15 protein-coding genes are annotated in these 13890 nt (G+C 26.6%); 14 read left to right on the forward strand and 1 reads right to left on the reverse strand.

Annotated features, from left to right (window positions below; translation table 11 throughout):
* The first annotated feature begins 5 nt into the window (after positions 1-5).
* The 12 genes from C4S76_RS11310 (at position 6) to C4S76_RS11365 (ending at position 10714) form a co-directional block, all read left to right on the forward strand.
* Positions 6-533 (forward strand): hypothetical protein, encoded by a 528-nt coding sequence (locus C4S76_RS11310; protein ID WP_105194588.1) that lies wholly within the window; start codon positions 6-8, stop codon positions 531-533.
* The gene (rfbA, locus tag C4S76_RS11315; RefSeq protein ID WP_105194589.1) at positions 530-1390 is read left to right on the forward strand and encodes a glucose-1-phosphate thymidylyltransferase RfbA; all 861 of its coding nucleotides are present in this window, start codon (positions 530-532) and stop codon (positions 1388-1390) included. Before C4S76_RS11310 ends, rfbA begins: the two co-directional genes overlap by 4 nt.
* Positions 1391-1410: 20 nt before the next feature.
* Positions 1411-2271 (forward strand): ABC transporter permease, encoded by an 861-nt coding sequence (locus tag C4S76_RS11320; RefSeq protein ID WP_105194590.1) that lies wholly within the window; start codon positions 1411-1413, stop codon positions 2269-2271.
* Positions 2272-2317: 46 nt separating this feature from the next.
* Complete coding sequence (locus tag C4S76_RS11325) at positions 2318-3592, forward strand: ABC transporter ATP-binding protein (protein ID WP_105194591.1); 1275 nt, start codon at positions 2318-2320, stop codon at positions 3590-3592.
* Between the two features lie 61 nt (positions 3593-3653).
* Positions 3654-4877, forward strand: a complete 1224-nt coding sequence (locus C4S76_RS11330; protein WP_181044112.1) for a glycosyltransferase family 61 protein — start codon at positions 3654-3656, stop codon at positions 4875-4877.
* Positions 4855-5259: a sugar 3,4-ketoisomerase gene (locus tag C4S76_RS11335; RefSeq protein ID WP_105194593.1), complete on the forward strand. Its 405-nt coding sequence runs from the start codon at positions 4855-4857 to the stop codon at positions 5257-5259. The genes C4S76_RS11330 and C4S76_RS11335 overlap by 23 nt, the downstream gene beginning before the upstream one ends.
* Positions 5252-5737: an acyltransferase gene (locus C4S76_RS11340; RefSeq protein WP_105194594.1), complete on the forward strand. Its 486-nt coding sequence runs from the start codon at positions 5252-5254 to the stop codon at positions 5735-5737. Before C4S76_RS11335 ends, C4S76_RS11340 begins: the two co-directional genes overlap by 8 nt.
* A gap of 79 nt (positions 5738-5816) precedes the next feature.
* Positions 5817-6923, forward strand: coding sequence for a DegT/DnrJ/EryC1/StrS family aminotransferase (locus C4S76_RS11345; protein ID WP_105194595.1), 1107 nt, complete (start codon positions 5817-5819; stop codon positions 6921-6923).
* Positions 6924-7814 carry a glycosyltransferase family 2 protein gene (locus C4S76_RS11350; RefSeq protein WP_105194596.1) on the forward strand — a complete coding sequence of 297 codons (891 nt, stop codon included), beginning with the start codon at positions 6924-6926 and terminating at the stop codon, positions 7812-7814.
* Positions 7811-8644 (forward strand): glycosyltransferase family 2 protein, encoded by an 834-nt coding sequence (locus C4S76_RS11355; RefSeq protein ID WP_105194597.1) that lies wholly within the window; start codon positions 7811-7813, stop codon positions 8642-8644. The genes C4S76_RS11350 and C4S76_RS11355 overlap by 4 nt, the downstream gene beginning before the upstream one ends.
* Before the next feature lie 43 nt (positions 8645-8687).
* Positions 8688-9584, forward strand: coding sequence for a glycosyltransferase (locus C4S76_RS11360; RefSeq protein ID WP_105194598.1), 897 nt, complete (start codon positions 8688-8690; stop codon positions 9582-9584).
* Positions 9581-10714 carry a glycosyltransferase family 4 protein gene (locus C4S76_RS11365; protein ID WP_105194599.1) on the forward strand — a complete coding sequence of 378 codons (1134 nt, stop codon included), beginning with the start codon at positions 9581-9583 and terminating at the stop codon, positions 10712-10714. Before C4S76_RS11360 ends, C4S76_RS11365 begins: the two co-directional genes overlap by 4 nt.
* Positions 10715-10751: 37 nt before the next feature.
* Here C4S76_RS11365 and C4S76_RS11370 read toward each other — a convergent pair whose 3' ends face one another.
* Entirely contained in the window at positions 10752-11639 is an 888-nt protein-coding gene (locus C4S76_RS11370; protein ID WP_105194600.1) for a glycosyltransferase family 2 protein, read from the reverse strand.
* Positions 11640-11815: 176 nt separating this feature from the next.
* Between C4S76_RS11370 and C4S76_RS11375 the strand changes: the two genes are divergently transcribed.
* On the forward strand, positions 11816-12724 hold the full coding sequence (locus C4S76_RS11375; protein ID WP_245915837.1) for a hypothetical protein: 909 nt from the start codon (positions 11816-11818) through the stop codon (positions 12722-12724).
* Positions 12725-12739: 15 nt separating this feature from the next.
* Positions 12740-13864 (forward strand): glycosyltransferase, encoded by a 1125-nt coding sequence (locus C4S76_RS11380; RefSeq protein WP_105194601.1) that lies wholly within the window; start codon positions 12740-12742, stop codon positions 13862-13864.
* Positions 13865-13890 lie beyond the last annotated feature (26 nt).

Below are 13890 nucleotides of genomic sequence, written 5' to 3' on the forward strand. Positions count from 1 at the left end.
ACATTATGATAAGATCTTATATAATATTACTTTTAATTACATGTTTTACTGTTTCCTGCTCAAAAAAAGAAGAAAATAATACTAAATTGAGTATTACTCAATATCAAAAAGATAGCTTATCATTCGATTTACCCGTAGGGTGGAAAGTTAAACAAGATTATACAAATAAAACAGGTAGGTATTTAGAATTAGATAAATATTCAGATTATAAAGTCAAAAGTACTTTAGCTATAGGTATATTACATGATAGTGTAATTTCAGATTCAGTTATTACTAGTCAAATTAGGCAATTGCAATTTTATTATCAAAAAGTGAATTTTAAATTATTAGAACAAAATAAAAAAATTCAATTAGGTAAATATACTGCAGTAATGACATCCTATGAGGCAGATGATACTAAAAATAAAGTTTATGGTAAAATTTGTGTAATACAAAATAGTAACAAAACTATATCAGTTCAGATTGTTGATAGTGAAACAAAAGAAGGTTTATCTGAATATAATACTATTTTTAATACATTTACAATACGATGAAAGGAATCATACTTGCAGGAGGGTCAGGAACAAGGCTATATCCATTAACTATTGCAGTGAGTAAACAATTAATGCCTGTTTATGATAAACCGATGATTTATTATCCGCTATCTGTACTTATGGAAGCAGATATAAAAGACATACTTATCATTACAACTCCACATGATCAAGAGAGTTTTAAAAAATTATTAGGAGATGGATCTGATTTAGGATGTAATTTATCTTTTAAAATGCAACCAGAACCTAATGGTCTAGCACAAGCATTTATAATAGGTGAAAAATTTATTGGGAATGATTCCGTTGCATTAATACTAGGAGATAATATATTTTATGGAGCTGGCTTAGGAAATTTATTAAGAGAAAAGACAGAGCCTAAAGGAGCCATAGTATTTGCATACCATGTAAATGATCCTGAAAGATATGGTGTTGTAGAATTTAATGAAGATATGAAAGCAGTTTCCATAGAAGAAAAGCCAAAAAATCCAAAATCTAATTATGCTGTTCCAGGATTATATTTTTATGATAATCAGGTAGTTAGTATGTCTAAAGATTTAATTCCTTCAGAAAGGGGAGAATATGAAATTACAGATATAAATAAAAAATATTTAGAAAAACAGGAATTAGAAGTCGGAATTATGGATAGAGGAACTGCATGGTTAGATACAGGAACCTTTGATTCTTTACATGATGCTACAGAATATATTCGTGTAATAGAAAAAAGACAGGGGATTAAAATAGGCTGTATAGAAGAAACAGCCTATAAAAGAGGTTTTATTACTAAAGAAAAACTATATAAAATTGCAAATAAATATGGTAAGAGTGGCTATGGTGAATATTTAAAAGGAATCAATTATTAAAACATTAACTTTATATAGTAATGAATAATGCGCAAAATTGGACAGAAGAAATAAGCCCCAAGCATTCCTTATTTGATTTTAAATTAAAAGAAACATGGCAATATAGGGATTTAATAATCCTTATGGTTAGAAGGAATTTTGTAGCAAATTATAAACAAACCATTTTAGGACCTTTATGGTTTTTTATAAATCCTATTTTAACCTCTTTAATTTTTACTGTAATTTTTGGAGGTATAGCAGGAATAAAAACTGATGGAATTCCTGGAATATTATTTTATTTATCAGGTTTAACCCTTTGGAATTACTTTCAAGATTGTTTAATAGGAACCTCAAATGTTTTTAGAGACAATGCCAGCATTTTTGGTAAAGTATATTTTCCAAGATTAATAATGCCTTTATCCATAGTTATAGGTAATTTATTAAAATTTGGAATTCAGTTTCTTTTATTTATAATCTTTTTGATTTATTATTTACTAAAAGGCGTAGAAATACACTGTAATATATATATGCTCTTACTTCCTTTTTTATTAATTCTTATGGCGGGAATTGGGTTGGGGCTAGGAATGATTATAAGCTCTATGACAACTAAGTATAGGGATTTATCCTATTTGTTGTCATTTGGGGTATCGTTGCTAATGTATGCAACTCCCATTATTTATCCAATGTCTATGATTTTTAAAAGAATTCCCGAAAAATTTCATTGGATAGCTATGGTAAATCCATTATCTCCTATTATAGAGGCTTTTAAATATGGGTTTTTGGGACAAGGAATTTTAAGTTGGGGAGGGTTGTTATACAGCACAATATTTACCTTTTTAAGTTTATTTTTTGGTATTTTAATTTTTAACAAAGTAGAAAGAAGTTTTATGGATACCGTATAACTTAAAATAATTAAGATAAATAAGCCTTTAGTATTTAAAATAAATTATGTCAAATTTAGCAATAAAACTTGAAAATATATCGAAATTATATAGACTTGGCCAAGTTGGGACAGGTACTTTACAACAAGATATTAAAAGATGGTGGTGGAAAATGAGAGGAAAAGGAGATCCTTTTGCTAAGGTAGGAGAGGTTAATGACAGGTCTACTAAAGGTGTTTCAGATTATGTATGGGCATTGAAAGATGTAAATTTTGAAGTAGAAAAAGGAGAGGTTTTAGGAATTATAGGAAGAAACGGAGCAGGGAAATCTACACTATTAAAAATATTATCTAAGACAACATCTCCTACATCTGGAAGTATAAAAATTAATGGAAGAATAGCTTCTTTATTAGAAGTAGGTACAGGCTTTCATCCTGAGTTAACAGGCCGGGAAAATATCTATCTTAACGGAGCTATTTTAGGAATGACTAAGAGAGAAATACGCTCTAAGTTTGATGAAATAGTAGATTTTTCTGGAGTAGAAAGATATATAGATACTCCCGTAAAAAGATATTCTTCCGGGATGTATGTTCGTTTAGCCTTTGCTGTAGCCGCACACTTAGAACCTGAAATTCTAATAGTAGATGAAGTATTGGCTGTAGGAGACGCTGAGTTTCAAAAAAAATGTTTGGGAAAAATGAAGGATGTGAGTGTAAATGATGGTAGAACCGTATTATTTGTAAGCCATAATATGGCAGCTGTTAGGACTCTTTGTAACCAAGGTCTCGTTATGCAGAATGGGTCAATTTCTTATATAGGAGGAGCTTTAGAATCTGTGGAATACTACCAAAAATTATCTAATATATCTACCTTTTTTGAACATAAGGGAAATACAGAAAATGCTCCAGGAAATAATAATATTAAAATTCTAAAATTTGAAACTAAACCTACAAATGGAGATTATTTAACTATTTCTTCAGGAGTAGACTTTGAGTTGGAATTTTATAATAATAAAACAAATATAAATTTAGATGTAACTTTTGAATTAATTAATTCAGATGAAATAGCAATTTTTCATATAGGTGAATTAATTACTGTAGATAAAGATTCGAAAAAAGGGATATATAAAGTACAAGGGCAAATACCCACAAATTTATTAAATGCAGGAACCTATAAATTTAATTTAATTTTCGGAGAAGATCAAAAATATCCTCTTTATATCCAAAATGAAGTTATTCAATTTGAAATATTGAATGAAAGTTTAGGATCTAATTCAAATATTTCTGCCGGGATTATAAAACCAAAATTAAACTTTTCAAAAACATTTATTGATATAAAATAATTAAAATTACAGAGAAATAATATATATTGCCACTACTTATATCTTGATGTATTTAAATATAATGATGTCCTATATTAAAAAAAATATTAAAGCGATTTTATTAAGTAATCATTGGATTGATTACTTAATATTTTATTTAATATTTTTTCTAAGAAAAAAAATATTCAGGATAAAAGCTGTTGTTTATAGAATTGATAATATTTTAAATTACAATAAAAATATAATAACGATATTAAAACAAAAAGAAGTATTTCTTTCTGTAGGCCCTAAAACAATTGAAGAAAAACCAATTTGTAAGAAGGTGAATTTAGAGGCATTATGCTTATATAAATTTGATGATGCTATAGTTAATGCCAGATCATCTTATATAGTTTATAAAAATAGATTATTAACAGAAAGTAAATTTAGTAACGAGCGATTTAATGAAGGATATATAATGTTTCATGGATTTAAAAACGCAATAATAAAAGAAAATGATATTATTGATTTAGAAGAAGCATTTTTTTTAGGGGGAAATGGCTGCTGGAATTGGTACCATTTTTTAATAGAAATAATATCGAAACTTATTTTTAAAGATGAAATACCAACTAAACATATTGTTTTTAGTAATGACATATTAAAACATGAAAGCATGTGTAAAGTAGTGGCTATGTTGTTAGGTAATGATTATAAAATTACATATTTAGACGTAGATAAAAATTACAGGATCAAAAGACTATATTATATTAATAGTATTTCTTATGTTCCTTTTAATCTAAAAGATAATTATAAACCATTTGGAATAGAAGATGTTTATATGCACTCAGATATTTTAGTAGAATTAAAAAATAAACTTGTAGGACATTTAGAGATAAAAGATTTAAATTCTCCAAAAAAAATATTTATTAAAAGAAAAAAATATCGATTGGCTAAAAACCAGGATAATTTGATAGAAATATTAAAAAAACATGGTTTTATAGATATATTTTTTGAAGATTTAAAACTACAAGAACAGATGAAAATTATATATAATGCTGAATTTGTAATAGGGGTAACTGGTGCTGCATGGGCGAACATTATGTTTGCTAATAAAAATTTAAAGGCCATTTGTTTTATGCAGGATAATTTTACTACTTTTTCATGCTATTCAAACTTAGCTAATATTTTTAATGTTGATTTAAATTATTTTTTCTATCATTTAGGATATACTGTAAATGAGCATCATAAGAGTGGATATGAATTAGACATTAATAAAATTGAGAGTATATATTTAAAAATGCAAAATGCAAAATTTAAAAATAATTAATTTAAAGAAAATAGGATCTTCATCATTAGGCTATATTACAGTAGCAGAAGAATTAAACAATATACCATTCGAAATAAAGAGAGTATACTGGACTTATTTCACACCTAATGAAGTACAACGGGGAGGTCATGCACATAAAAATTTAGAACAAGTTATTTTTGCTGTATCTGGGATTATTGAGTTTACTACCGAGGATATTCGAGGGAATAAAAAGACTTTTGTTTTAGACTCCCCTGAGAGAGGATTATATATTCCTAAACAAATTTGGAGAGATATTAAATTTTCACATAATGCAGTCCTTTTATGTTTAGCTTCAGAACATTATGTGGAGGGAGATTATATTAGAGATTATAATGATTTTTTAAAATTAAAAAATGATTAAAATTCATCCAACCTCAGAGGTGCAATCTAAAAATATTGGAGATAATACTTTAATCTGGCAGTTTTGTGTGATTTTACAAAATGCTGTAATAGGAAAAAATTGTAATATTAATTTTAATGTATTTATAGAAAATGAGGTTATAATAGGGAATGATGTTACTATAAAGTCCGGAGTTCAAATTTGGGATGGTATAACTATTGAAGATAATGTTTTTATTGGACCCAATGTGACTTTTACGAATGATTTAATTCCCCGGTCTAAACAATATCCGGAAAAATTTGAGAAAACTATTATAAAAAAAGGAGCATCTATTGGAGCCAATGCTACTATTATAGCAGGTCATATTATAGGGGAATATGCTCTTGTTGGAGCAGGGAGTGTTGTTACCAAAGATATTCCTCCTTATACCGTTTGGTATGGGAATCCCGCTGTAAAAAAAGGTGATATTACTAAAGAGGGGCAAATTGTTAAAGAATGAGAAGAAAATATTTTTTTTAAAAACATATTATTTTACTTTTTTTTATACTCTTCTATATTTAATAAATATATTTTTAACAATGATAAAATTCTTAGACCTACAAAAAATAAATCTTCAATATCAAAATGAAATTGAAAATAAATTAGTAAAGGTTTTCCGTTCCGGATGGTACTTGTTAGGCGAGGAAGTTAAAAACTTCGAACAAAATTTGAGCGAATATATAGGAGTGAAAAATATTATAGGGGTCTCAAATGGTTTAGATGCTTTACGTCTAATAATTAGAGGATATAAGGAGTTAGGAGTAATGAATGAAGGTGATGAAATAATAGTGCCTGCAAATACTTATATAGCTTCTGCATTAGCTATTTCGGATAATAATTTAGTTCCGGTATTTGTAGATCCTAGTGAACATACTTTTAATATAGACATCTCAAAAATAAAAGAAAAGATCACATCCAAAACTAAAGCCATTATGATTGTTCATTTATATGGGCAAGTAGTATTTTCAGAAGAACTAAAATCCTTAGCACAAAAATATAAATTAAAAATAATAGAAGATAATGCACAGGCTATAGGGGCAGAATGGCAAGGTATTAAGACAGGGAATTTAGGAAATGCTGCCGGATTTAGTTTTTATCCGGGAAAAAATTTAGGTGCATTAGGTGATGCAGGAGCAGTAAGTACAAATGATGAGGATTTAGCAGAAGTTATAAGGGATTTGGCAAATTATGGATCACAAAAAAAATATATAAATAAGTATTGTGGATTAAACAGTCGATTAGATGAAATGCAGGCAGCGGTATTAAATATTAAACTTAAGTATATTGATAAAGAAAATCAGAAAAGAAGAAAAGTTGCGTACTATTATCTACAAAATATTAAAAATCCGAAGATAGTTCTTCCTGCAATAGATAATTGTAGTACCAATAAAAGTCATGTATGGCATTTATTTGTAATCCGTTCTCAAAAAAGAGATAGTTTACAAAAATATTTAGAGGAAAAACAAATTCAAACGTTAATTCACTATCCGATACCCCCACATAAACAAGAAGCTTACAACGAATATGAAAATTTATCTTTACCGATAACAGAATGCTTAAGCAGAGAAATTCTAAGTTTGCCTATAAGTTCAGTTATAACATTACAAGAAATTGAAAAAATAGTAGAGTATATAAATCAATTTTAAATGGATTCTTCACCCCTAATTTCTGTTATCGTTGTTTCTTATAATCACGCTCATTTTGTGAAAAAATGTTTAGATAGTTTATTAAATCAGACATATAAAAATTGGGAATTAATTATTGCAGATGATTTTTCTACAGATGATTCTACTCTAGTCATAAAAGATTGGTTGTCTTCTAATAATTTAGATGTAAAAATTGTATTTCATAAAAACAATAAAGGATTTATTTATACTTTAAATGAATGTATAAATATATCAAAAGGCAAATATATTAAAATAATAGCGGCAGATGATATAATGCTTCCGGAACTATTAAGAGAATCTGTTAATGCCCTTGAAAAATTGCCCGATGATTATATGATGGTATATTCCAATGCAAGAAAGATTGATGAAAATGACAACATTGGGAATAGATTATTGCCGCAAACTTTTGATTTTGATAGAAATGATTTAAAGAGAATTTTATATAAAAGAAATATAGTTATTGCTTTAACAGTAATGATGAAAAAAGAAGTATTTTCAAAATTAGGTTTTTTTAATTCTGATTTCATTATAGAAGATTATGAATATTGGATAAGGATATCTGATAAATACAAAATTGAGTATATAAATAAAGTTTTGGGGTATTATAGATTACATTCTACTAATATTTCAAAAAGGATAGATGTAGATGAAGAAACTGTTAGAATAAAAATGTACTACGATAAAAGAGGAGATTATTCTAATTTTATTATTAATGACCTTATTAACTTATATAAACATGGTAGAGTTAAGTCCAGAACTATAATGGAATATAAAACATATAAATCAAGAAGTAAAGTATTGTATTATTTTTTAAAGTTTAAGATTCCGTATGTGTTTTATAAATTAAAAAATAAATTATTATATAAATGAATTCCTCATTAATATCCATAGTTGTTCCCTGTTATAATCAAGGACAATATTTATCAGAATGCTTACAATCTGTATTAAAACAAACCTATTTGAATTGGGAATGCATTATAGTAAATGATGGATCACATGATAATACAGAAAAAATATCATTGGAATGGTGTGAAAAAGATAACCGATTTAAATATTTAAAAAAAGAAAACGGTGGACTAAGTTCAGCAAGAAATGCAGGGATTGAAATGGCAAAAGGAGAATGGATATTGCCATTAGATGCAGATGATTATATTTCTTATAATTACTTAGAGGAGGCCGAAAAACATTTTTCAGATAAAAATATTAAGATTATATATTGTCTAGCTGAGAAATTTGGATTAGAAAAAGGAATTTGGGATTTACCAGATTTCTCCATACAGCAATTAGCGTATAAAAACATTATTTTTTGTACAGCACTATTTAAAAAAAATGATTGGAAAAGTGTAGGTGGATATGATGAGAGAATGGTAGGAGGGTTGGAAGATTGGGAGTTTTGGATTAATTTAATTAAGAAAGGAGGAACAGTTTATAGAATTCCTATAATTTGTTTTTATTATAGAGTCAAAGAAAATTCTATGGTAAAAGAATTAAATAATAATAAAAGGGAATATTTATTTAAATATTTAGCAAAAAAACACACAGATTTTTTCATACAACATATAGGTAGTTTTCATAATCTGTATTATGAAAACAAAGTATTAAAAAGAAATTATAATAAGATATATAATAGTAAAAGATATAAGATAGGAAATGCAATATCATTTATAAAAGATTTTTTTATCAGTAAAAAGTTAAAATAAAATATCTTATAAAGATAATTTATAAAAAATATAAATTTTATATATGAAAATGATTTCTGTGATAGTGCTAACATATAATCAAGAAAATTTTATAGCAAGAAATCTTCGAGGAATTTTCAAGCAAAAAGTTAATTTTCCTATACAATTGATTTTATCAAATGATCACTCTACAGATGCTACAGATCAAGTTATTAAAGAATTAATAAAAGAGGCTCCATCCCATATACAAATATTATATACAAATCATTCAAAAAATTTAGGTTCAACTCCCAATTTTTATGATGCTTTAAAAAAAGTTACCGGTCAATATATAGCTTTTTGTGAAGGAGATGATTATTGGGTAGATGAAAATAAATTACAACAGCAATATGATTTTTTAGAAAATAATGCTGAATATGCAATGTGTTTTCATCAAGTAAAAAATGAATCATCTAATCCCAATCTAAATAATACCAACTTTTCTGTCATAGAAGAAAAAGATTATACGGCATTAGAGATTTATAAACATTGGATTGTACACACCACATCTGTTTTAATTAAAACTGAAATTTTAGAAAATAAAATAGTCAAATCCATGTATAAACATCCTGAATTACTTTATTTTGATACGGTACTATATATGTCAGCAAGCTTACATGGGAAAATAAGAGGTTTTCCTAAAATTATGAGTGTATACACAAGACATGAAGCAGGTTTATCAAATGGGATAAATTATTCAAGAGACTTGAGGCACAATATGTTAGATGAATTTATAGCGAATTTATATGGTGGAAAAATTAAAGAAACAAGTAATTGGTTAATTTTCTCAAGAAGTAGAATTGCTTTTGTTAAATTACTTCGAAAAGGTAATATGTTTTTAGCATTTAAACATTTAAAATGGATATTAAAAAAAAGAGTTAATCTTAAAATTTATATCTTAAAAAAGTTAAAATCAAAATGAAAATAGGTTTTTATAGCTCACGACCATTAGAAGATAAAAGGAATTGGTCTGGGACTATGTTTAAAATTTACGAACAACTTATAAAAAAAGGATACGAAATTACTTGGATTCCATTAATTGAATATACAGAAAAAGAAAAAAAAATATTTAACAAAATAGAAAAAACTTATAATAAAATTTTTAATAGAAGATACAATAAGCACTTATTTATTTATAAAGCTAAAATAGCAGCTAAAAGATTAAAAGAAAAAATATCTCAATTAGATATTGATATATTATTTGTACCTACAAAATTAAATGATATTGCATATTTATCTATTAAAAAGCCTATTATATATTTAAATGATGCTAATGCAGGACAATTATTGAACTATAATCCTTATTATTTTGGTTTTGGATTATTATCCAAAATAGAAACTAAATATATTGAAAAGTTAGCGCTAAAAAATGCAGATTTTTTAGTATTTTCGTCAGATTGGGCCTCAAATTATGCTATAGAAAAATATGGTATTAATAAAGAAAAAGTAAAGACCATAAAATTTGGAGCGAATATTGACGAACCTTCTCATATTATATATAATAAAAATTTTACGACGTTTACTTTTTTGTTTTTAGCTGTTGAATGGGAAAAAAAAGGAGGTCAACTAGCCTATGAATGTCTAAAAATTTTAAGAGAGAAAAATTACTCAGTTCAAATGCTAATAGTAGGAAGCTCTCCTCCAATAAAAGAAAATTGGGTAAAAATAGTTCCGTTTTTAAATAAAAATAACCCTGAAGAATTAATAGAAATTCAAAATTACTTACAACAATCGCATTTTTTATTTGTTCCAACAAGATCAGAAGCTTATGGGATTGTATTTTGTGAAGCTGCAGCCTATGGTTTGCCAATTATTTCTACTAATACCGGAGGAGTTTCAGCTCCTGTAAAACATGGATACAATGGTTTTCTTTTGCCAGAAAATTCTGGTCCCAAAGATTATGCAAATCAGATAGAAATTCTACTTAAAGAACCGAGTAAAATAATTCAAATGTCAAAAAATTCAAGGTTACTTTATGAAAAAGAATTAAATTGGAAAAAATGGGGAGATGAATTTGAAAAAATCATAGAAAAAGTATCAAGTAAAAAGTAAAAGTATTTACCCCATTAATAGTGCAATATAAAGTATTTTAGGATTTATTATTTTTAACTTTATTTAAAAAAGATTTAAAGTAAATACGTGTAATTACATAAATAGAAAGGAAAAAAGGAACTTTTTTTAATTTTTCAAAAAATGATAATGAAGTATTTACGTTAGAAAATTTCCAATAATTTTCTAACGTAAATAATCTTGTTTTTAAAGGAATTTTTTTATAATTTGACATTTCAGTAAAATATAAAATTGCAGTTTGAGGGCTTTTTTTCATATTTTCCCAATAATTAGCAGAAAGCCCATCTTTTTGATATTCACCAATTTGTATGATTTTGTTAACAAAATAAAAATTATATTTTGTAGACATTCTTTTCCAGACTAAAGATTCAGGGCAAAAATTTTCTTCAGGGAACTGAGGAAATGGGAAATTCCTCAAAACATTTGTTCTAATTATCATATCTCGTTCTCCATGTATATCATATTTATAAAGATCAAATGAATTACAGATCAACTCATCATTAGGTAAAATACCTACTTTACTTTGATTACCCCTTGGTGTAGTTATTCCTGCAATAGTAGGGTTGTTTTTTATCTTATTAAAATAAAAAAGTATAGTTTCTACATAATTTTCTCTAGTATAATCATCGCTATCTACAATAGAGAATAGTTCACCAGAGGCTAAAGAAGTACCTTTATTTATAGCAACATGTTTACCTTGGTTTTTTTGCCAATAGTATATTATGTCAAAATCTGCATTTTTTTTATATTCTTTTATTAATGCCTCTGTATTATCTGTAGATCCGTCATCTACAACTATCCATTCAAAGTTTCTATAAGTTTGTTTCTGTAAACTTTCAAAAACTCTATGTAAACTAAAAGCTCTATTATAAGTTGGGGTAAAAATAGATATTTTTATAGAAGACATAAGTTAAATTTAGGAACAACAAAAATAGTGAAATAAATAAGATTTATTAAATTTGTAAAACAGCTTAAGCTCTGATTATTAGTCAGAAATAATTAAATAAGAATAATTTAGTATATTTGTCCGCCTTCATTCAGAGAAGATAAAATAACTTCTTTTATAGTTCAAAAGTTAAAGAAATGAAATTTATTGATTTGAATGAAATTGTTATAAATATGAAATATATAATAAGTGCTATAAAAAAGCGGGTTATAAATTCTTTCTTAGTTTTTATAGGAAAAAAAAAGGTTGTAGAGGATGCGCCTAAAAAAGTTGGAATAGTTAATCGAAAACATTTTTTTAATCACAATGAACAATCTTTTATTGATACTATTTCTATGGAATTTATATTTACTGAATTTGGGGAAAATAGAATAAATGCAGGAGGGACAGAATTCAATAATGAGGAAAGGATAGATCCGACATTTACTTCTCTGAAAAAATATTTTCCTAAAGCAAAATATACAGTATTTACAGATTTTGATTTAAAAATAAAAGGGATTAATATTATGAAAGTAGATTCCCCTGTTGTAGATCCTGAGAATCCAAGATTTGGATATAGAACTGGAAATTATTTTAAATTCAAAGGATTGCTAGAGTCTGAAGCAGATTTTAAATGTGCATTAGATTCTGATATGCAAATTTTGTCTTCAAAAATAATAGCGTTAATTTACATGACACAAAAATTTGGTTTTTGTGTACCTCATAATGTCAGGCAATTATTAAAAAGGGATATGGAAATTTCATTAGACTCGCAACTAATAACTGATGAAAGTCAAGGTTTAGGATATTCTTATAATCAAAGCCCTATGACTCTATGGAAAGGTGATAAAAGAGGTGAAATATATTACCAAGCATGTAAAGAAATCATGAAGAATGAACCATCTCGTGGGTCTTTAGTTATGTGGAAAGCAGCGTGGAAAACGGGGGTATATCCGTATGTATTACCAAAACAATGGTGTGTTTGTAGTGGAGATGAAGGAGTAGGGGATGAAGTGATATTGCATATAGGGCATAACTCAGTTGCAAATTATTATAATATTAAATAGAAATATTAAATTATTATGGTTTTAAAACCAAAAATTCTTTTTATTGTAGATAGACCTCTTTGGGCTTATCATTATATGGTAATGACTTGGGAAGAATTAATAAGAAAAGAATATGATTGTTACGTATGCTATCAGGAAGATTATTTATTAAGGAAATTAGATAACTATAAACCGTATTCTATAAAAAATAAATATATTTATAATTTAATTAGTATAATAAGGTTATATACTTCAAAATTAATAAGAAAACGAAAGCCTATCTACTTTATACATAATTCATGTAGATATTCATATCCTGTATATCCGAAAAATGAAGTGTTTGATATGAAAAATAATGAGAAAGTTTCAATGAAAAACTTTGATTATATAGTAAATATGGCGTTTTATTTTCCATATACTGCAAAAATTCCTTTTATAGGGAAAAAAAATCTTATTGGAATTTTTACAGATTCTTTTCCTCATGAGGGTCCTACCATGGATATTAAAAATAATATTGATAGAACCAAACTGAACATTGAAGAATTTTATACTCAGTACTTAAAAAAGTATAATAGTATTATAGTAGGAGGAGGTAGTTTGTATAATAGGTATAAAAAATTCACCAATAAAATTCACTTTGTTTATGGAATTTATGGGCAGACAAATTTTATAGAAAATAATGCTGTAGGAGAAAAAGAAGAATTAATTATTGGATGGACAGGTTCTCCTAAAAGAGAAATGAAAGGTTTTGAAAATATTATTATGCCGGCAATTGATAATGTATGTAAAACCGGAAGAAAAGTTAAATTAAAAACCAAATTTTCTGGGGAATATAGTGAATTGTATGATTTTTATAAAAATATAGATTTAATTGTCATAGCATCAAGTGCAGATTCAGGTCCCTCACTTTTCGCAGAAGCAGCACTTTCTAATGTGCCATGCATTTCAACTAAAGTAGGGTTACCATTAACTGTAATTAAAGATGGTATAAATGGTATGTTTATTTCCCGAGATATCAAAAGTTTAGAAGAGGCAATTATTAAATTATATGATAATAGAAATTTATTAAAAAAATTTTCAGTGAATATAAAGAAAGATTATTTACAAATCATGGATAATAGTATAACTGTTAATTATTTTTTACAAGCATTAGAAGATTAATTTTTATTTATAAAAGTAGTATAATT

Origin of the sequence: Apibacter adventoris, from assembly GCF_002964965.1 — a bacterium.
Lineage (GTDB): Bacteria > Bacteroidota > Bacteroidia > Flavobacteriales > Weeksellaceae > Apibacter > Apibacter adventoris.